Here is a 20,756-nt window from a genome sequence, read left to right on the forward strand (position 1 = left end):
GTCTTGGACTCGCTGACTGGCCCGGCAACGACCGAGTCACGCCATGGCAAGGATGGGGGCTGGATGGGTGAACAGGGCACAGGCACTGGGGCGTCAAAGATGGAAGGGGAGACGGCTGGATAGCGACAGATAAAAAAACCGGCGCCTGGGCGCCGGTTTTTGTTCACATCGACTCTGTTACAGAGAGGCGGTGAAGGTACGGGTGATGACGTCTTGCTGCTGCTCTTTGGTCAAAGAGTTGAAGCGCACGGCATAACCGGAGACGCGGATGGTCAACTGCGGATATTTCTCCGGGTTTTCCATGGCATCGAGCAGCATCTCGCGGTTCATTACGTTGACGTTCAGGTGCTGACCGCCTTCCAGGTTGGCTTCATGGTGGAAGTAACCATCCATCAGGCCCGCCAGGTTGGCTTTCTGGGACTCCATGTCCTTGCCCAGTGCGTTCGGCACGATGGAGAAGGTGTAGGAGATACCATCTTTGGCGTAGGCGAACGGCAGTTTGGCCACGGAAGTCAGCGAGGCAACGGCACCCTTCTGGTCACGACCGTGCATCGGGTTGGCACCTGGGCCAAACGGCGCACCGGAGCGACGGCCATCCGGGGTGTTACCTGTCTTCTTGCCGTACACCACGTTGGAGGTGATGGTCAGCACGGACTGGGTCGCCACGGCGTTGCGGTAGGTGTTGAGCTTCTGAATCTTCTTCATGAAGCGCTCGACCAGGTCACAGGCGATGTCATCGACGCGGGCGTCGTTGTTACCGAACTGCGGGTACTCACCGTCGATCTCGAAGTCGATGGCCACGCCATCTTCGTCACGAACCGGCTTGACCTTGGCATACTTGATGGCAGACAGGGAGTCGGCGGCCACGGACAGACCGGCGATGCCGCACGCCATGGTGCGATAGACGTCACGGTCGTGCAGCGCCATCAGGGAGGCTTCGTAGCTGTACTTGTCGTGCATGTAATGGATGATGTTCAGGGCGGCGACATACTGCTTGGCCAGCCAGTCCATGAAGTGATCCAGTCTGTCCATCACGTCGTTGTAGTCGAGGTACTCGGAGGTCACCATCTCGGTTTTGGGGCCGATCTGGATCTTGAGTTTCTCGTCCATGCCGCCGTTGATTGCATACAGCATGGTCTTGGCCAGGTTGGCACGGGCACCGAAGAACTGCATCTGCTTGCCGACGATCATCGGGGAGACGCAGCAGGCGATGGCATAGTCATCGTTGTCAAAGTCGGCACGCATCAGGTCGTCGTTCTCGTACTGGACGGAAGACGTCTCGATGGAGACCTTGGCACAGTACTTCTTGAACGCCACCGGCAGCTTCTCGGACCAGAGTATGGTCAGGTTCGGCTCGGGGGAGGGGCCCATGGTGTACAGGGTGTTCAGCATACGGAAGCTGTTTTTGGTGACCAGGGTGCGGCCATCCACGCCCATGCCCGCCAGGGTCTCGGTGGCCCACATCGGGTCGCCGGAGAACAGTGAATCGTATTCAGGGGTACGCAGGAAGCGAACCATGCGCAGCTTCATGACCATGTGGTCCATCAGCTCCTGGGCTTCTTGCTCGGTGATCAGGCCTTTCTTCAGGTCACGCTCGATGTAGACATCCAGGAAGCTGGAGGTACGACCGAAGGACATGGCGGCACCGTTCTGGGACTTGACTGCCGCCAGGTAGGCGAAGTAGGTCCACTGCACCGCTTCTTTGGCGTTTTTGGCCGGTACAGAGATGTCGCAGCCATATTTGGCAGCCATCTCTTTCATCTGATCCAGGGCGCGGTATTGATCGGAGATCTCTTCGCGCAGACGGATGGTGGCTTCCAGGTTGACGCCATTTTCCAGGTCGTCTTGCAGGGACTTGAACTGAGCCAGTTTGTCGGCCATCAGGAAGTCGATGCCGTACAGGGCGACACGACGGTAGTCACCGATAATGCGGCCACGGCCGTAAGCATCGGGCAGACCGGTGATGACGCCGGATTTACGGCAGTTCAGGATGTCCTTGGTGTAGACATCGAACACGCCCTGGTTGTGAGTCTTGCGGTATTCGGTGAAGATCTTCTTGACCATGGGGTCCAGCTCGCGGCCATACACCTTGCAAGAAGTTTCAACCATCTTGATACCGCCATTGGCGATGATGGCACGCTTGAGCGGCTTGTCGGTCTGCAGGCCAACGATCTGCTCCAGGCCCTGGTCGATGTAACCGGCATCGTGAGCGGTAATGGTGGAGGGCAGGTCAGTATCAAAATCGACCGGCGCGTGAGTGCGGTTCTCGATCTTGATGCCTTCCATGACCTTGTCCCACAGCTTGGAGGTCGCCTCAGTCGCGCCAGCCAGGAAGGACTCATCACCTTCATAGGGGGTGTAGTTCTTCTGGATGAAGTCGCGGGTGTTGACACTGTTCTGCCACTCACCAGGAGCGAAGCCTTCCCATGCTGCTTGGAACTGCTCGTTACGTTCTGCCATTTTCATTACCTCACAAGGTATTTATGTGTCTGTCGCCGTCCTTAATGATGGCGACGGAAGATAAACCAGTAAGTCAGACCAACCATGACGCCGCCACCAATGATGTTGCCAATGGTCACGGGGATCAGATTGTGAAAGACGAAGTTCGAAACGGTCAGGTCGGCATATTGCGCCGGATTCTGGCCGATGGCCTGCCAAAACTCCGGGCTGGCGATGGCGTGGATAGCGATGCCAACCGGGATCATAAACATGTTTGCGATACTGTGCTCAAACCCTGAGGCGACGAACATGGCCACCGGGAGCAACATCACCATGACTTTGTCGGTGGCACTGCGGGCACCGAACGACATCCACACCGCCAGACAGACCATCAAGTTGCAGAGGATGCCCAGCGCCACGGCTTCGAAGAAGCTGTGATGAAGCTTGTGCTGCGCCACATTCAGGGCATTGAGCCCCCACTGGCCATTGTCGGCCGTGTACTGTGCCGAGATGACGATGAGCGCCACCATGAGCAGACCGCCGATGAGGTTGCCAAAGTACACCAGGCCCCAGTTCTTGAACAGCTGCGCCCAGCTGATGCGTCCGGCCGCCTTGGCCACCAGGGTCAGGGTGGTGGAGGTGAACAATTCGGCGCCAAGCAAGACGCAGAGAATGAGCCCCATGGAGAAGCAGAGGCCGCCAATCAGCTTGCTCATGCCCCAGGCCATGTCACCTGCCCCTGTGGTGACGGTGATATAGAAGATGAAGGCGAGAGCGATGAAGGCGCCAGCGGTGATGGCGAGGGGAATGACTTTATATGCGGGCTTGGTGGCCTTGGCATAGGTGATGTCTTCAGCCAGTGCGGCTATGGCTTCGGGCTTGAGACAGTCAAAGGGGGATTCTGCTTTCAATTGTCATTGTCCTGCAAATTTTGCCTGTGGAAATCATAACAAAGGGGTTGATCCCCAAAATTGATGCCGATCAAGATTGGCTGATTGTGAATGTAATTTTACTACAGTTTTAATGGCTACCCTGGCCTTCACTGGTAGTTGGTAGTTTCAACTGATATATAAATTATGTTTTTATAACTAAATGATTTTAGTCAGGTTATAAAATTACAATTTGGATGAGCCTGGCTATGCCGTTTGCCTCTGTCCCCATTTTAAGCTCGGCTTTCAGGATCCCCCTAAAGAGGTGATTTCTGTTGGTTTTTATCATGGGAGCCTGCGCGAAAACCCAGTATAGCCGAGAGTAGACCGGTTACATATGACAACTATCCTGTTCGGTGCTACAAAGCGCCCACAGGGCGCGGGTTGCCCTCCTCACGGATCCGGGCAAGATCTCATGACGACAACATTCCGATGGGGCTGATCAAGTCCCAGGTTTGATGGGGCAGGAGCGCGTCGAGGTGAAGACGCCAGCGACAGACAGGGCGAGGCACGCTTCTATAGCGTTGCTGATGGCGGGTCTGTGGGGCCGATGAGCCGCGAGAGGGAGGGGGGGTCGAGCTGCGCAGCTGCCGCACCGCGACAAAAGGCCATAAAAAATCCGGCGCACTGGGCGCCGGATTTTTGTATCGCAAAGCGGGGTGAGGTTACACCACGCCTTGGGTACGCAGGTAATCTTCGTAGGTGCCGCCGAAGTCGCGGATGCCGTTTTCGGTCAGTTCCATGATGCGGGTCGCGAGCGACGAGACGAACTCACGGTCATGGGAGACGAAGATGAGGGTCCCTTGATACATTTCCAACGCCAGGTTCAAGGATTCGATAGATTCCATGTCCAGGTGGTTGGTCGGCTCATCCATGATCAGGATGTTGGGACGCTGCATCATCAGCTTGCCGAACAGCATGCGGCCCTGTTCGCCACCGGAGAGTACCTTGACCGGCTTCTTGATGTCGTCCTGGGTGAACAGCAGACGACCCAGAATGGAGCGTACCGCCTGCTCGTCTTCGTTGGCCTGTTTCCACTGTGCCATCCAGTCGAACACGTTGAGATCGGTGTCGAAATCGTCTGCGTGATCCTGGGCGTAGTAGCCGATCTGGGCGTTCTCGGACCACTTGATGGTGCCGCTGTCCGGCGCCAGCTCGCCCATCAGGGTCTTGATCAGGGTGGATTTACCGATGCCGTTGGTACCCAGGATGGCGACCTTTTCGCCCACTTCCAGCATCATGCTGAGATCCTTGAACAGCGGCGCCTCACCATAGCCTTTGGCAACCCCTTCCACTTCCAGGATGTTGCGGTACAGCTTCTTCTCCTGCTCGAAGCGGATGAAGGGGTTCTGACGGCTGGAGACCTTCACTTCCTCAATCTTGATCTTGTCGATCTGCTTGAGGCGGGAGGTCGCCTGGCTGGATTTGGAGGCGTTGGCACTGAATCGGGAGACGAAGGATTGCAGGTCGGCAATCTGGGCCTTCTTCTTGGCGTTGTCGGAGATCAGACGCTCGCGGGCCTGGGTGGCCGCCGTCATGTACTCGTCGTAGTTGCCCGGGTAGACCCGCAGCTCGCCGTAGTCCAGATCCGCCATGTGGGTGCAGACGGAGTTCAGGAAGTGACGGTCGTGAGAGATGATGATCATGGTACTTTCACGATCGTTGAGCACCTGCTCCAGCCAGCGAATGGTGTTGATGTCCAGGTTGTTGGTCGGTTCGTCCAGCAACAGGATGTCGGGGTTGGAGAACAGCGCCTGTGCCAGCAGCACCCGCAGTTTCCAGCCCGGCGCCACTTCGCTCATGGGGCCGTTGTGCAGCTCGATGGGGATGCCGGCACCCAGCAGCAGCTCGCCCGCACGGGCCTCGGCGGTGTAACCGTCATACTCGGCGACCAGACCTTCCAGCTCGGCGGCCTTCATGTAGTCGTCGTCGGTGGCTTCCAGATTGGCGTAGATGGCATCGCGCTCGGCGATGGCGGCCCACAACTCACCATGGCCCATCATGACCACGTCCAGCACGCGCATCTCTTCGTAAGCGAACTGATCCTGGCGAAGCTTACCGATCCGCTCGTTGATATCCAGGCTCACATTACCGCCAGTGGGCTCAAGATCGCTGCCGAGGATCTTCATAAAGGTGGACTTGCCACAGCCGTTGGCGCCGATAAGGCCGTAGCGGTTGCCGCCGCCAAACTTGACGTTGATGTTCTCAAACAACGGCTTGGCGCCGAACTGCATGGTGATGTTATTACTCGAAAGCACTGGAATGTCCCGGTTGATCTGTCAAATGGCGCGCATTATGGCACAGATCTGCCGAAAGTTTTAGCAGGAACTGTGATCTGGCGCTATTGCATGGGGGGAACGGGTCATGAAAAAAGCCGGCCCAGGGCCGGCTTGTCAAGAAACTCAATCCTCTCAGTGGGAGCTGGCGCCGGAGGCACCGAGCCCGGTCTGGGAGCGCACGAACTGCGGGAAGAACTTCTGGTGTTCCTCGCTGGCGTTCTGGGACTTGTCGGTCACCGAGAAGAACCAGATCCCGACAAAGGCCAGCAGCATCGAGAAGAGCGCAGGGTATTCGTAGGGGAAAATCGCCTCGGCGTGACCCAGTACCTTCACCCAGATGGTGGGGCCCAGGATCATCAGGGTCACGGCGCTCACCAGCCCCAGCCAGCCGCCATAGACGGCGCCACGGGTGCTCAGGCGTGACCAGAACATGGAGAGGAACAGCACCGGGAAGTTGCAGCTCGCCGCGATGGAGAAGGCCAGACCCACCATGAAAGCGATGTTCTGCTTCTCGAACAAGATGCCAAGACCGATGGCGACGACACCCAGTACCAGGGTGGTCATCTTGGAGACGCGCAGCTCATCGACTTCGTTGGCTTTGCCGTCCTTCAGCACGCAAGCATAGAGATCGTGAGACACCGCGGAGGCGCCCGCCAGGGTCAGGCCGGCAACCACCGCCAAGATGGTGGCGAAGGCCACGGCGCTGATGAAGCCGAGGAACAGGCTGCCGCCGACCGCATCGGCCAAGTGGACTGCCGCCATGTTGGTGCCGCCGAGCAGGGCGCCGGTGGCGTCCTTGAAGTCCGGGTTGGTGCTGACCAGCAAGATGGCGCCAAAACCGATGATGAAGGTCAGGATGTAGAAGTAACCGATGAAGCCGGTGGCGTAGAACACCGATTTGCGCGCTTCCTTGGCATCGCTCACGGTAAAGAAACGCATCAGGATGTGGGGCAGGCCGGCGGTGCCGAACATCAGCGCCAGCCCGAGCGAGATGGCGGAGATGGGGTCGGCCACCAGGCCGCCCGGGCTCATGATGGCGGCGCCATTGGCGTGGACCTTGACGGCCTCGCTGAACAGAGCACCGATGTCGTAGTTGACCGATTTCATCACCATGATGGCCATGAAAGAGGCACCGGACAGCAGCATCACCGCCTTGATGATCTGCACCCAGGTGGTGGCCAGCATGCCGCCAAACAGCACGTAGAGCACCATCAGGATACCGACCAGCACCACGGCGATGTGATATTGCAGGCCGAACAATAGCTCGATCAGCTTGCCGGCACCCACCATCTGGGCGATCAGGTAGAGCGCCACCACCACCAGGGATCCGCTGGCAGACAAGGTGCGCACCGAGGTCTGTTTGAGGCGATAGGAGGCCACGTCGGCGAAGGTGTACTTGCCGAGGTTGCGCAGCCGCTCTGCGATCAGGAACAAGATGATGGGCCAGCCCACCAAAAAGCCGATGGAATAAATCAGGCCGTCGTAGCCCGAGGTATAGACCAGGGCGGAGATGCCAAGGAAGGAGGCGGCAGACATGTAGTCACCGGCGATGGCCAGGCCATTCTGGAAGCCGGTGATGCGCCCGCCGGCGGCATAGTAGTCGGAGGCCGAGCGGTTGCGCTTGGAGGCCCAGTAGGTGATGAACAGGGTGGCGGCCACGAAGGCCACGAACATGACGATGGCCGGCACGTTCAAGGGCTGGCGTTGCACCTCGCCGGTCAGCGCATCGGCCGCCAGCAGGGGAGTGGACATCAGGCTGCCGAGCAGCAGCAGAGACTTGCCTTTCATGATTGGGCTCCCTTGAGGATCTTGTTGTTCAGCTCGTCAAACTCGCCGTTGGCGCGATACACATAGATGCCGGTCAGCACGAAGGAGGAGAGGATCAGCCCCACACCGACGGGAATGCCACGGGTGATGGCGGAGCCTTCGCTCAGCGGCGTGCCGAGCCAGCCGGGGGCGAAGGCGATGAGCAGGATAAACGCCAGGTAGAGCCCCAGCATCAGGATGGAGAGGGTCCAGGCGAAGCGTTGGCGTTTGCTGACCAACTCCTGGAAGACAGGATCTTGCTGGATCCTCAGATAACGTTGCTGTTCCATTGCATTTCTCCATGACATGAATGTCGGCTGTGAATGAAGGATGTCTCTACCGAGCAGGACGCCCGCTCATGTAATGGAAATGTGAATTAAATGTTATTGATCGGCAATTAGACTTTGGGATAAGCCAGGGGGCCACCCAAGCGCAGACGCAGGAAAATGAGGGCGGCGGTGATGGCATCCGCCAGGGCGTCGTGGGCGGGCAGGGCAGGCAGCCCCAGATGGCTGCTGATGGCGGCCAGGTGCAGATTGATGACCGCACCCGGGTAGCGCCGATAGAGGTGATCGTGATAGAGCCGGCTCACCTCTATCCCCCGTTGCGGCAACTGCAGCCCCCACTGTTTCTGGCAGGCGAGGTTGAGGATGCGCAGGTCATAGGCTATGTGGTAGCCCACCAGTTCACGTGGGCCGATGAAGGCCAACAGCTGGCGCAGCGCGGCCTCCAGCGCCATGCCCTGCTGCAAATCTTGATGGCGCAGGCCGTGAATCGCCACCGATTGTTCGCTCAGGCTGGCGGGCGCCTGCACCCGCAGGGAGAGTGCCTCGCCGGTGAGCAGCCTGTTACCCTGGATACGCACCGCGCCGATGGCGACGATTTCCGCCTGCGCGGGATCCAGGCTGGTGGTCTCGAGATCGAGGGCTACCCACTCCTCCTTTGGGGGCGTAGCAAAGAGCGGGGCGAACTCCCCGTGACGAAAAGCCCGGCCAATCCAACGGCGTCGGCAGCGATTCCACATGTTATTGCCTCAGACGAAAGTGCAAGCCGAGCCACTGCTGGAATTTCTTCACCTGATGCAGGGCATGGCGCAGCAGATCCCGCTCGCCGTGACTGAGTGTCGCCACTCGCACCCGATCGTCGCCCTCCTTGAGTTGGCTGCGCAGGCGCAAGCGCACGAAGAGCCTAAACGCCTCCGCCAGATTGGCGCCGTAATCGCTGCTGAGCCGGCCCGCAGATACCAGCGCCTCGATGCGACCCAGGGTGGAGGTCTCCAGGATCTTGGCCTCCAGCGCCAGCAGGCGGATGCCGTGTACCAGCGCAAACAGGCCACCGCGCTTGAGATCCAGCCCCTCGGGCTCCTGGGCCAGCCGGCCAAACAGGGTGAGGGGGGTGTGAAAGGCGACCGCGGCGCGGGCCATCTCCGCCAGCAGATCGGGCCGATCGGCGAGCTGCTCCCTTAGCCTGTGGGCGATGGGGGGCAGCAGGCTGCGATCACCGGCGATGGGCTGGGCATCGGCCAAGGTGGCGAGCCAGAGCAAGTCGGCTTCGCTGGCCTCGAGGCAGGCCCGTTCTATTGCTTGCTGCCATTGCGTTGCTTCTTTCACCCAGGCGGGATTGTTGACCATCACCCGGCCCGGACAGGGGGGATAACCGAGCCGCTCCAGCAGGGCGCCGAAGGCGGCAAGGTCTGCCTGCTGGCTTGGCCACTGCAGGCTGGCGGGCAGGATCAGGGCGTTGTCCTGATCGGTCTTGAGGATTTGCTCGCTACGACCCTCCGATCCCAGCATCAGCAGGCACACCTTATCCTGCACCTCGGGGGGGATCACCAGGGCGAAGGCCTTGGCGATCAGCTGCTCGTTGAGGGTGGCGATGAGTCTCATCAGGAAGGCGGTGTGGATCCCCTGGGCAAATAGCGAGCGGGTCAGCTGTTGTTGTTCCCGGGCGACGGCCTCCAGGGCGGCCTGGCTGTCTGCCCGGGCGATGCGCAGGGTCAGTACATGGGAGTGGGTTGAGAAGAGCCCCAGCACCTGGGTCAGGTGCAGTATCCCTGCAACCTCCTGCCCCTGCCAGATGACCAGCCGCTTGATGCGGTGGCGGGTCATCAGCAGCAGGGCGTCGAACAAATAGCTGCCTTGCGCTAGGCCGATCAGCGACGCCGGAGTCAGTACCACCAGCGGCGCCGTCAGAGGCAGTCCCTTGAGAGTCAGGGCATGGAGCAGGGTCTTGCGGGTTGCCAGGCTCAGACTGCCGTCGGCGGCGGGATAGAGCAGACAATCGCTGCTCTGGCTGGCCATGGCTTCGGTCGCGGCCAGCAGGCTGAGTCGGCTCTCGACGAGGAGCGGTGGCTGCAGGTGGCAGGGCTCAATCCGGGTCAGGATGAATTCCGCCAGATTCTGCTGGCCGAGTTGGCTGCGCCGATCCTGCTCGCGCTGGCGTTCCGTCAGGGTGGCGGTGAAGTAGTGGGCAAAATCGGGGTTGTCGGTGCAGAGCACCTGAAACACGGCGCGGGGAATGAGCTGGCAGAGGCAGTCCTCCAGGGCGCTGAAGCCATGGCGGCAGTGGCCATCGAACTGGGCGCGCACGTCGAACAGATCCCCCTCGCCATAATCCCCGAATGACTGGTGGGTGCTCGACTCCTCCACCGCCCCCTTGATGACGAGATAGAGCCCAGGTGGGGCTTCACCGGGGTTCAGTACCGTCTGGCCCGCCCGAAAGTAACAGATGCTGAGGCTCTGTCCGAGCCGCTGGCGCGCCGCTTCCCCGAGGCAGTCAAACGGCGGGCGGCTGAAGTTGAACAAGATGGTCATGGCGGGTCTCGGCCGGGGGCGTGAGGCCAGTCTGACAAAGCGGCCGGAGCGGGGCCAGCCGACTTTAGTCGCACGGAGGCTCTCGCCTCCCTGTACCCGTCGGTAACACTCTGATAATTTGGTGGTATGACCAGTATCGACTAAGGAGAGGGCAGGGGACATGGATAAACCAAGGGTCAAATGGGAGATCCGGGACGGCATCGCCGAGGTGATGCTGAGCCGGCCAGACAAGCTCAATGCGTTGGACTTGCCCATGTTCAGGGCCCTGGATCAGACGCTGCAGAGTCTGCGGCAGATGCCCGGGCTGAGGGCCGTGATCCTGCACGGAGAGGGGCGCGGCTTCTGCGCCGGGCTGGATGTGAAGGCCATGCTCAAGCAGCCGCTGGCCGCGCTGGATATCTTGAAGCGCGAGGCGGACGAGGCGACCAATCTGGCCCAGCGGGTGGCCTATGGCTGGCGTCAGCTGTCGGTGCCGGTGATCGTCGTCACCCAGGGGGTCTGTTTCGGTGGCGGCCTGCAGATTGCATTGGGCGCCGATTTTCGCTTCAGCACGCCGGATTGCCGCTTCTCGGTGATGGAGATCAAGTGGGGCATCATCCCGGACATGAGCGGCAGCGTCACCCTGCGCAACCTTATGGGCGTCGATACTGCCATGGAGCTTGCCATGAGCGGACGCGAGTTGCTGGCCCCCGAGGCCAAGGCGCTGGGGCTGGTGAGCCGGGTCTGCGAGGATCCCCTGGCCGAGGCCCGTGCTTTCGCCAATAGCCTGCTGGGTAAATCACCGGATGCACTGGCGGGGATCAAACACCTTTACCGTCAGGCTTGGGCGCACAGTGACGAGACGATGCTCAACGAAGAGACCCGTTTGCAGAGGCAGATCCTGGGACGCCCCAATCAGTGGCGGGCCACCCTCAACGGGCTGTTTGGCTGGCGACTGCGCTTTGGGCCACGCCGTGACCGGCACTGAGCCGAGCCCACGCCGGGCAGCAGACAACATGAAAAATGGCAGCCGAGGCTGCCATTTTGATGAGTGAATATCGGGCTTACTTGCTAGCACCTGGCTCGCGGTCTGGCTCGAATTCGTGGCCGTTATGTTCCTGCTCCAGATTGTGCTCGGAGCGGCGACCCGTCCAGTAGTCGGCGTTCTTGATGCCAAGCTTCTCGGGGTGGAAGACGGGGTCGACTCCCTGAGCCTTCTGGCTTTCGTAATCCTTCAGGCAGATGAAGGCGGTTTTTTGCATCAGCAGGATGGCGATGATGTTCAACCAGGCCATCAGACCGACGCCAATATCACCTAGTCCCCAGGCCAAGTCGGCGGTCTTGACGGTGCCGTACACGGTGGCGGCCATCAAGCCAATCTTCAGCACGAAGGTCAACCAGGGGCGATTGATCTTGCGGTTGATGAAGGCAATGTTGGTCTCGGCGATGTAGTAGTAGGCGACGATGGTGGTGAAGGCGAAGAAGAAGAGCGCGATGGCGACGAAGATGTTGCCAAAGCCGGGCATCATGCTCTCCATGGCGGTCTGCACATAGCCAGGGCCTGCGGCGATGCCGGCGATGCCGGTATAGAGGGCGGCGCCGTCCGGACCCTGTACGTTATAAAGCCCAGTAATAAGCAGCATGAAACCGGTGGCGGAGCAGACAAACAGGGTATCGATGTAGACGGAGAACGCCTGGACCAGACCCTGTTTGGCCGGGTGGCTCACGGCCGCTGCGGACGAGGCATGGGGGCCAGTACCCTGACCGGCTTCGTTGGAATAGATACCGCGCTTGACCCCCCACATGATGGCCAGACCCAGAATGGCACCGAAACCGGCATCCAGACCGAAGGCGCTCTTCCAGATAAGCAGGATGACACCTGGCAGTTGGCCGATATTGAGGGCGATGATGACGCAGGCCACAATGATGTAGCCCAGTGCCATGAAGGGCACCACCGTCGAGGCAAAGTGGGCGATGCGCTTGACGCCACCGAAGATGATGAAGCCCAGCAGCAGAGCCAGACCGGCGGCGGTGACGTTGGGGTCAATATCAAAGGCGGTCTGCAGGCTGGAGCCGATGGAGTTCGCTTGCACCCCAGGCAGCAACACGCCGCAGGCGAAGATGGTGGCGATGGCGAAGGTCCAGGCATACCAGCTCATCCCCAGACCCTTCTCGATATAGAAGGCGGGACCACCACGGAATTCACCGTTGATCTTCTCTTTATAAACCTGACCCAGGGTGGACTCCACAAAGGCGGAGCTGGCGCCAAGGAAGGCCACCATCCACATCCAGAACAGGGCGCCGGGGCCACCGAAGGTGATGGCGGTGGCCACCCCTGCGATGTTACCTGTCCCGACTCGGCCTGCCAGGGTCATGGTCAGCGCCTGGAAGGAGGAGACACCGGCATCGGTTGCCTTGCCGTCCATCATCAACCGCACCATCTCCTTGATATGGCGCAGTTGCAGGAAGCGGGTGCGGCAGGAGAAATAGAAACCTACCCCGAGGCACAGATAGATGAGCGCAGGGCTCCAAATCACACCATTGATGGCATTGACGATCTCGTTCATGTACAACAACTCCTTTGTTGTGAGACTTCCGGCGGGCTTTTGCCCACTCGATCTTTGTTATTCAGTCATTTCTGCTGTCGGCCTCGGCCGAGGCGTTTAACATATCGACTTGCTTCGGCGCTTCCCAGTGAAATTTGCGTTAATGTTGCCAATTTGTGAACTCGATATGGTGGCGCGCTTTTCACGGCTTGATTAACGGGATGAAACGGCGTTATTTTCTCCTGAAACAGTGCCTTGGCAGTGATAGAGCAATTTTGAGGCCAATCATGAACGAGCAGATGGAAGATATCGGTCCCGGTGAGGGCATACGCCTGGCAGGGGTCGCCGATGCGGAGGTGATGGCGAGGCTCTTTGTCCAGCTCGGCTATGGGGATGAACCCGGCAGGCTGGTGGCGGATCTGCTGGCGATGGAGCCCGGACGACAGGTGCTGGTGAGTGAAAACCTGCACGGCGTGACGGGGGTGCTGGTGCTGCATCTGTTGCGGCCTCTGCATCTGGCGCCAGGCTGGGCATTGATCTCGGCGCTGGTGGTCGATGAAGAGGCTCGCGGTCAGGGCTGGGGGGCCGCCTTGCTGGCGGCCGCCGAACAGGTGGCCCGGGAGGCCGGTTGTGGCCAGATTGAACTCTCCAGCAGCCCGCACCGTGAGCGGGCCCATCACTTCTATCAGCAGCAGGGTTATCGGGAAAAGCCAACGCGCTTCGTCAAATCCCTGCTATCACAATGACATCCCAATGGTCGAGGTATTGAGTGGCGAGCGTGTGGTCAGCTATCAGGGCAAGTCGCTTGCTCTGCACCCTGTTGGGTGCACCGAGTCAGTGCAAGGCCGTCGCAGATGCCCAATCACCGGGCAGACCCATGGAGGAGGAGTGGCAGGGGTTGTTTGCTGCCATCCCTATTCTCCATGGCTTGAGTGAGGCCCAGCAGGCTCAGTTGGTGACTCTGGCGCGCCGCCTGCTCGAGCGCAAGAGCTGGACCCTGCTCGGTGTCGAGCTGAGTGAGCGTCAACGGCGTGCCCTGGCACTGCAAGGTGCCTTGCCCATTCTGGCGCTCAGTCTCGACTGGTATCGGGGCTTTCATGAGATCATCATCATTCCCGAGCCCGTCGCTCGCCGTCAGCAGGTGCAGGACGAGTTCGGTCTGGTGAGCGAGTGGGAGGAGGAGAATGCCGGCGAGGCCTGGCCACAGGGGCCGCTGGTGCTGGCCTGGAGCGAGCTGCAGCAGGACGGTGATTGGGATGGCTATAACCTCATCATCCACGAGCTTGCCCACAAGCTCGACATGCTGGGGGGAGAGGCCGACGGCGCGCCCCCTTTGCCAGCGGGTTTGACAGGATCTGAGTGGGCCGTCACCTGCCAGCAGGCATTCGACCAGCTTCAGGGCCAGTGCGAGCGGGGGGAGACGACATTGATAGACTCTTATGCTGCCAGTCATCCGGCCGAGTTTTTTGCCGTGTGCAGCGAGCTCTTCTTCAGCCAACCCCGGCAGCTGCATCACGCCTTCCCGGCGGTGTATGGCTTGTTCACCCGCTTCTATGGCCAGGAGCCCCTGCAACGGCAGCCGGAGGCTGACGAGGGGGAGCGGGATTCGCCGTCACCTTAGTCCGCGTACAAGAGAAGCGGACTGCGCAGAGGCGTGCGGTTGGCAAGGGACAGATAGCAAGAAGGCACCCCTGGGGGTGCCTTCTGTGTTTCATCGCCGTGGCGAGGGTCAACCTGAGGCTGGCCCTTGCCTGCGGGCGTTTAGGCGGCGGCTTTAAGCTGCACGGTGGCGGCTTTCTTGTGATCGCCAATCGGCAATACGGTGCGACCGAACTGCTCATTGATCACGGTCGCCATGGCCAGGTAGATGGCGCTGGCACCGCAGATGATGCCTTCGAAACCGGCGATGTGACCGATCAGTGCGCTACCGGTGAAGTTGTGGGCAGCCAGCAGGAAGAACAGCACGGTCAGGGAGGCGAACACGAACTGTTTGGCGCGCGGGTAGTTGACTGTCCCGACCATCATGAAGAGGGTGAACATGCCCCACATCAGCAGGTACCAACCCATGAAGGCGGCGGGGGTGGCTTCGGCCAGGCCCATTGCCGGCAGGACCATCAGCAGTACCAGGCTCCACCAGAAGGTGCCGTAGGAGATGAAGGCGGTGACGCCGAATGTATTGCCACGCTTGTATTCCATGATACCGGCGATGATCTGGGCCAGACCGCCATAGCACAGGCCCATGGCCAGGATCATGGCGCTGATGGGGAAGAAACCCGCATTGTGGATGTTCAGCAGGACAGTGGTCATGCCGAAGCCCATCAGACCGAGGGGGGCAGGGTTGGCCAGTTTTTCGCTCACGCTCACGTGGTGTTCTCCAAAAATGTGTGGGGGTTGTTCAAAGGACGCGGGATTTTAGGCAGGGCTCCACGCCCTCGCAAGGGGAAAGGGCAGTTAAATAGTAAAAAAACTACAACTCAGACCAGCGCAGGGTTCAATCGTGGCTAATCAGTGGTTAATTGGTAAATAAAAGGTAGGGAACAGGTTGTTTTTTTGTGTTTATTACCAGATTGGATGCCATCAGGTCTGACCTGACCTGATCTGGTCTGGTCGGTCGGGGGAGGGGGCCGTTGGGCGTCGCTATCTCTCTGCGCCGTTGATGTGATGCCAAGTGCAGCATCCGCAGCGCATCCCTCGCCGCCACAAGGAGGCCACTCTCTTCATCAACTGTTGATGAGATGCCAGGTACGGTGTCCGCCGCAGGTATCGCTAGCCTCGGCAGGTGAGGGCACCAGGTGGGGTCGTCTCTCTCGAGATACGGGATCTCATTCCCACAACCGGCGAGGCAGGGCAACTGGGGCTGCCGGGATCATTGACTGGTCCGGGGCCGTCAGGATTGTCTCCACACGAGCCGACAAAGAGATGGTTGCATTTCAAACGAATATGCCATCAAACCAGAGTTTGATGGCCATGTTTGAAACACAGTGTGACAGAGCTCAGCGCCAATTGGTTTAGCAGCGGTTCGGCGTCGGGCACCTCCCGTGTGAAGCCCACTTGAACGGGGCTCATGCCCGCGCATTGGCAGGCTCATAGGTGGGATGGCAGTGACGAACCGGGTGCCGCAGCTGGCGATAACGGGGGGTTATTCAGCCCCCATTGAAGGGAGAGTGAGCCCCTGTCGCAGGCGGTGCTCACGCTGGCCATCAGCGCGGCCTCGCTCAGAGACGGCCTGACATCCATCCCGGAGAAGGGGCTGATCGGGGAGAGGAGGACCCCGTGCGGAGGCGTCGCCGGGGATGCCGCGCAAGTCGCGCGGGTCGCTCCTGTGCGCTGGTTGCCTGCATCACAGGGTGAAGGGCAGAGACAGAGGAGCCATCCCCAATGTGTTTGCCCAGCCGAGTGGGCAGCTCACTCATCCAGGGTGAGCACCACCCTGGCGGTCTTGTCAGTCTCCTTGACCTGGCTGTCGAGCACGAACAGGCGATCCGGGGTAATGGCTTGTGTCTCGACCAGATAGCTCTTGGTGTTGCGGGCCCGGGCCATGGCAAGGTTGCGCAGTGACTTGGCGGTGATGAGCTGCTGATCCCGCAGCAAGATGACCGCCTGATCCCGCAGCGCCATGCTGGTGACCGCCAGGCCGAGCCGGTCCGCCAGGGCCGCGACATCCTCCTTGAAGCGCTCCTGATAGGCCTGGGCCAGGGCGGTCTGCATGGCCTCATCTTGGCCAAGTCGGGTCAGGTCAACCGGGCTGCCGGTGATCCTGGCCAGTACCCGCTCCAGCTTCTGGCGTTGCAGCAGGGGGCGCTCCTCATTGAAATTCACCTTGCCGCGGATATTCATGCTGAGCTGGGGTCTGGCCTTGAGCGCCTCGGCGAGCTTGGCCAGCTTGCTCTGCTGGCTCTGTGTCAGCTCATACTCGCCGGGCGCAAAGGAGAGTTCATCGAGATCTTTCGTCCCTCCCGCGAGGGAGGCAAGCAGGGAGAAGGGGGAGGTGATGGCCTTGCGCAGCGTGTTGCCCAGCACATTCCAGAAGATGCTCCCCAGGCTGAAATCAGGCTGATCCAGGTTGCCCTTCACCTTGAGGTTGAGCCTGATGACGCCATTGGCATCGCTGAGCAGGGCCACAGCCAGTCCCAGTGGCAGATCCTTGGCCTTGTCACTGGCTATCTTCTCGCCCAGTTGCAGCTTCTTGATGATGATGTCGTTGTCGCCCTCCAGGCGGTTACCGACCAGGCGATAGTTGAGCTTCATGGTGAGCTGCCCCTTGTCGATGGCATAGCCCGCATAGGTGCCGGAATAGGGGCTGAAGCTGGTCATCTCCAGATTGTTGAAGGCGACGGCCAAGTCCAGCTCGGGCTCATCGATGAGCAGGTTGGCGCCGCCCCTGATGGTCACGGGGGCATATTTGTCGACCTTGCCGTTGAAGGCGATGTCGGATCGCTGGTTGGGAATATTGGTGATGTGGCGGCTCTGACCGTTCAGATCGGCGATATCGGCATTGAACTCCTGGCTCAGGCTGCGATCGGCAAAGCGCAGATTGCCCTGCTGGACACGGATCTGATCGATGACCAAGCGAGGCTCCGGGCCTGCATGGGTAGTCGCTGAGCCCTCGCCAGCCGCAGGGGCAGGCAAGATCAGCTGCTGAACATTGGTGGTGCCATCCTCGTTGATCTCGATGCGGGCGAAGGGTTGACGCAACAAGATGTCATCTATCTTCACCTGCTGGCTGATCCCCTCATAGTGGAGCCCGGTCAGCTCGAGTCGGGCTATCTGCAGCAAGCGCTGGTTGTCGGCGCGACTCAACACATTGAGTCCATCGATGTCGAGCCCGCCGCCAAGGTCAAACTTGGTGAGGTCACCCTTGTCATTGGTGGCGAGGGCGAGCTTGAGCCGGCTCGACAGCACTCCCTCTTGTACCTTGACGCGGGCGCGCGCCTGCAGATAGGGCTGGGCCCAGCTCAGTGGCAATCCTTGCTGCTTGATCTCCCCCTCCAGGGCGAAGGGCATGGGGGTCAGTTTGCCCTCGAAGGCGATCTGAGCCTGCTGGTTGAGGCTGCTCTTCAGGGTGAGGGGGCTTGCCTTGCCCAGGCGGTTATCGAGTCCGCTCAGGGTCAGTTCGAGGCTCGTCAGCTCGCGGGTCAGCGGCTTGCCGCTGCTCGATTCGAGCAGGTTGAGACTGCCTTTGTGCAGCGCAATCTGGCCGAGCTGCCAGCGCCAGGGAGCACTCTGTGGCTTGGCGGCCTTGCCCCCCTTGGTGGTGGCGGGCTTGGGCTTCGTCTGTGCAAGCCGGGGCGCCAATACCTTGCTCAAGTCCAGGTTGTGCTGAGCATCCAGGGCGGCGCGCAGCACAGGTTGCTGCAGGTTCAGGGTGCCAATTTTCAGCAGTTGCTGCCGGCTATCCAGATTGATATCACTCAGCGCCAGTTGCGTGAAGCGGGCAAACTCTGCCCCCTTGGGGTGTGTCAGTTGCCACCCATCCAGGGTCAACTTGCCCTTGCTCAGTTGCCAATCCAGTCCCTGCTTGCCCAGGGTCAGGCGATAGCTGGCCCGGGCGCTGGCCTGACCCTTGTTCAAATCCAGCGTCAGATAGGGGGCCCAGAGCGGGGAAAAAGCCTTGAGGGGCAGCTTGGCCAGGCTGAGAGTGCCCTGGCTGGCGCCACTCAAATTGAAACTGCCCTCGGCCTTTAGCGGACTCTTGCCGAGATTGGCGGTCAGGGTGTAGAGCGTGTTCTGATCGGGAAGCGAGCGGATATTGGTCAGGGTGAGCGTCAGCCCCGTCAGGGTTTGGGGCGGCAACCAGCCATCGGCCTGTGCGGGACGGCTGTCCCGATAAGTCAGGCTGCCCTGCTGCAGCGTCAGCCTGGCTATCTCGAACAAGGGGGGAGAACCGGGTGGCTCACTGGCGGCCCTGGGGGAGGGGGCAAGCAACTGGCTCAGGGCATCGGTCAAATTGAAGCGGGGCGTGCCTGGCTGTTTGGGGTCGGGGGCCAGCCGCTGCAACGCCAGTTTGGGGGCGAGCAGGGTCGCCTCGGTGAGTACCAGGCCCTTTTGGTGCCAACTTGCCTTGAGATCGGGTCTGAGGCTGAGCTCGGCCAGGCTGAGCAGGGGATTGCCGTTCTCATCGGTGAGGGCGCTGGGGCCCAGGGTCAATGAGGGTTGTTGCAGATTGACCTGGATCTTGCCCAGGGTGAGGTTGAGGCCATACTCCTGTTTCAACCAGCCGGGCAGATAGCGCACCGTCAGGGCGGGGGCTTGCCACAGCAATACGATGACTCCGATGAAGAGCAGCAGTAGCAGGCCGGCGATGAGCGACAGCACAAGGCGGCGGGAAGGCAGAGCCATCGAATTCTCCTGAAGGGGCGAGACGCGCTAGCTATAACATGCCCTTGGGGCTAAGGGCCATAGGCAGCGTCAATCGCCTCCTACTGCTCTTCACGTCGGGGCAGGGGATCGCAGGCAGGCTGGTCCAACGTCCGTTTGGTCCAGGCCTGCAATTACCCGCCTCTTATTGCGCATCAGCCCAGCTGGCCCAATCCCCCCTGATCACCGAGATTATCGAGGGCCCCGGCGCAACGTCGCTCGGCGCTTTCCAGCTCGGCCAGCACCATCTGGATGTCTTCTTGCTGTTGGCGCAACGCCTCGCGCTTGGACTCAATGAGCTGAACCATGGAGAGCAACTGGGTGCGGCTGGATCTGTCGGTGTCATACATGTCAAAGAGTTCGCGGATCTCGGCCAGGCTAAAGCCGAGGCGCTTGCCGCGCAGGGTCAGCTTGAGACGGATCTTGTCCTTGTGGCTGTAGATGCGATTCTGGCCCTCCCGGGTCGGGGAGATGAGCCCCTCATCTTCGTAGTAGCGAATGGTGCGGGCCGTGATGTCAAACTCCTGCGCCAGTTCCGAGATGCTGTAGGTGACCTCCTTGCCGGCGTGATTATCTGACATGGCAGCCCCCCTGGTGGTTGTCCATTTCTCGCCGGGCGGCGAGGGCGCGACCGACCCGGGAGGCATTGGGTCGGCCAAGCAGCTCGCTCACCCATTGGCCGGTGGCGGCGAGGCTATCGAGATCCACCCCGGTCTGCATGCCCAGCCCTCGCAACAGATAGACCACCTCTTCACTGGCCAGATTACCGGACGCCCCCGGTGCATAAGGGCAGCCGCCGAGCCCGGCCACCGAGCTGTCGATGGTGCGAATGCCACGCTCCAGGGCTGGCATCAAATTGGCCAGGGCCTGACCATAGGTATCGTGAAAGTGCACCGCCAGGCGCCCGGCGGGGATCTCCCGCAGCACGGCGTCGAGCATGGGCACCACAGTGCCTGGGGTGCCGACCCCAGTGGTGTCCCCGAGGGATATTTCGTGGCAGCCCAGATCCAGCAACCGTTCGGCCATGGCCGCCACCCGCTTGGGACGGGTCGGGCCATCGAAGGGGCAGGCGATGACGGTGGAGAGATAACCGCGCACCCGGATGCCCAGACGGCGCGCCTCCTGCACCAGAGGGGCGAAGCGCACCAGGGACTCCTCCACGCTGATGCCGATATTGGCCCGGGTGAAGCCATCCGTGCAGGCGGTGAACAGGCCAATCTCATCGACCCGAGCGTTGATGGCCCCCTGCAGCCCTTGCAGGTTGGGCACCAGGGCGCCATATCGAACCGGCGCTCTGCCCGGCATGGCGCCCCGGGGCAGGGCGGCCAGCAGGGCGGCGGAGTCTGCCATCTGGGGCACCCGTTTCGGGGAGACAAAGGCGCCGACCTCGATGCGCTGCAAGCCGCTCTCGCCGAGTCGCCGGATCAGCGCCAGCTTCTGGGGCAGCGTGAGCTGGACCACTTCGTTTTGCAGGCCATCCCTTGGCCCCATCTCGACCAGGCTGACCCTGTCATCCTGCTCCATTATCTGCGTCATGCTGATCCCCTCTATGACTCTGGTGGCGGCCAACCACTATGTGGTGGCAAGAAGGCTGCTGTGAGCCCTGTC

The 20,756-nt window shown here is 60.8% G+C and carries 15 protein-coding genes; 3 read left to right on the forward strand and 12 right to left on the reverse strand.

The window, feature by feature from the left end; translation table 11 throughout:
* Positions 1-177: 177 nt before the first annotated feature.
* From pflB to M2367_RS04910, 7 genes are all read right to left on the reverse strand, one after another.
* Positions 178-2,460, reverse strand: coding sequence for a formate C-acetyltransferase (pflB, locus tag M2367_RS04880; protein ID WP_042042129.1), 2,283 nt, complete (start codon positions 2,458-2,460; stop codon positions 178-180).
* A gap of 41 nt (positions 2,461-2,501) precedes the next feature.
* A complete protein-coding gene (gene focA / locus M2367_RS04885; RefSeq protein WP_224430592.1) occupies positions 2,502-3,350 on the reverse strand; it encodes a formate transporter FocA in 849 nt (282 codons plus the stop codon).
* Between the two features lie 683 nt (positions 3,351-4,033).
* On the reverse strand, positions 4,034-5,626 hold the full coding sequence (locus M2367_RS04890) for an ABC-F family ATPase (protein WP_224430591.1): 1,593 nt from the start codon (positions 5,624-5,626) through the stop codon (positions 4,034-4,036).
* 153 nt (positions 5,627-5,779) lie between these two features.
* Positions 5,780-7,435 carry a cation acetate symporter gene (locus M2367_RS04895; RefSeq protein WP_224430590.1) on the reverse strand — a complete coding sequence of 552 codons (1,656 nt, stop codon included), beginning with the start codon at positions 7,433-7,435 and terminating at the stop codon, positions 5,780-5,782.
* Complete coding sequence (locus M2367_RS04900; protein ID WP_050720192.1) at positions 7,432-7,743, reverse strand: DUF485 domain-containing protein; 312 nt, start codon at positions 7,741-7,743, stop codon at positions 7,432-7,434. Before M2367_RS04900 ends, M2367_RS04895 begins: the two co-directional genes overlap by 4 nt.
* A gap of 107 nt (positions 7,744-7,850) precedes the next feature.
* Positions 7,851-8,477: a 3'-5' exonuclease gene (locus tag M2367_RS04905; RefSeq protein WP_224430589.1), complete on the reverse strand. Its 627-nt coding sequence runs from the start codon at positions 8,475-8,477 to the stop codon at positions 7,851-7,853.
* Between the two features lies 1 nt (position 8,478).
* A complete protein-coding gene (locus tag M2367_RS04910; protein WP_259235995.1) occupies positions 8,479-10,266 on the reverse strand; it encodes a putative nucleotidyltransferase substrate binding domain-containing protein in 1,788 nt (595 codons plus the stop codon).
* Positions 10,267-10,426: 160 nt separating this feature from the next.
* Between M2367_RS04910 and M2367_RS04915 the strand changes: the two genes are divergently transcribed.
* Positions 10,427-11,233, forward strand: coding sequence for a crotonase/enoyl-CoA hydratase family protein (locus tag M2367_RS04915; protein WP_224430587.1), 807 nt, complete (start codon positions 10,427-10,429; stop codon positions 11,231-11,233).
* A gap of 76 nt (positions 11,234-11,309) precedes the next feature.
* Here M2367_RS04915 and M2367_RS04920 read toward each other — a convergent pair whose 3' ends face one another.
* Positions 11,310-12,812 (reverse strand): sodium:alanine symporter family protein, encoded by a 1,503-nt coding sequence (locus tag M2367_RS04920; protein ID WP_224430586.1) that lies wholly within the window; start codon positions 12,810-12,812, stop codon positions 11,310-11,312.
* A 266-nt stretch (positions 12,813-13,078) separates the two neighbouring features.
* Between M2367_RS04920 and M2367_RS04925 the strand changes: the two genes are divergently transcribed.
* Complete coding sequence (locus M2367_RS04925) at positions 13,079-13,537, forward strand: GNAT family N-acetyltransferase (RefSeq protein ID WP_259235996.1); 459 nt, start codon at positions 13,079-13,081, stop codon at positions 13,535-13,537.
* A gap of 131 nt (positions 13,538-13,668) precedes the next feature.
* Complete coding sequence (locus M2367_RS04930; RefSeq protein ID WP_259236212.1) at positions 13,669-14,412, forward strand: zinc-dependent peptidase; 744 nt, start codon at positions 13,669-13,671, stop codon at positions 14,410-14,412.
* 140 nt (positions 14,413-14,552) lie between these two features.
* Here the strand turns inward: M2367_RS04930 and M2367_RS04935 are convergent, their stop codons facing one another.
* The 4 genes from M2367_RS04935 to M2367_RS04950 form a co-directional block, all read right to left on the reverse strand.
* Positions 14,553-15,149, reverse strand: coding sequence for an acetate uptake transporter (locus M2367_RS04935; RefSeq protein ID WP_042042287.1), 597 nt, complete (start codon positions 15,147-15,149; stop codon positions 14,553-14,555).
* 1,047 nt (positions 15,150-16,196) lie between these two features.
* A complete protein-coding gene (locus M2367_RS04940) occupies positions 16,197-19,130 on the reverse strand; it encodes a DUF748 domain-containing protein (RefSeq protein ID WP_259235997.1) in 2,934 nt (977 codons plus the stop codon).
* Between the two features lie 173 nt (positions 19,131-19,303).
* Complete coding sequence (locus M2367_RS04945) at positions 19,304-19,729, reverse strand: MerR family DNA-binding transcriptional regulator (RefSeq protein ID WP_224430583.1); 426 nt, start codon at positions 19,727-19,729, stop codon at positions 19,304-19,306.
* Entirely contained in the window at positions 19,719-20,684 is a 966-nt protein-coding gene (locus M2367_RS04950; protein ID WP_259235998.1) for a hydroxymethylglutaryl-CoA lyase, read from the reverse strand. The genes M2367_RS04945 and M2367_RS04950 overlap by 11 nt, the downstream gene beginning before the upstream one ends.
* Positions 20,685-20,756: the final 72 nt, after the last annotated feature.

The sequence above is a fragment of the Aeromonas sp. BIGb0445 genome, assembly GCF_024809075.1.
In the GTDB taxonomy this organism is placed as follows: Bacteria; Pseudomonadota; Gammaproteobacteria; order Enterobacterales; family Aeromonadaceae; genus Aeromonas; species Aeromonas rivuli.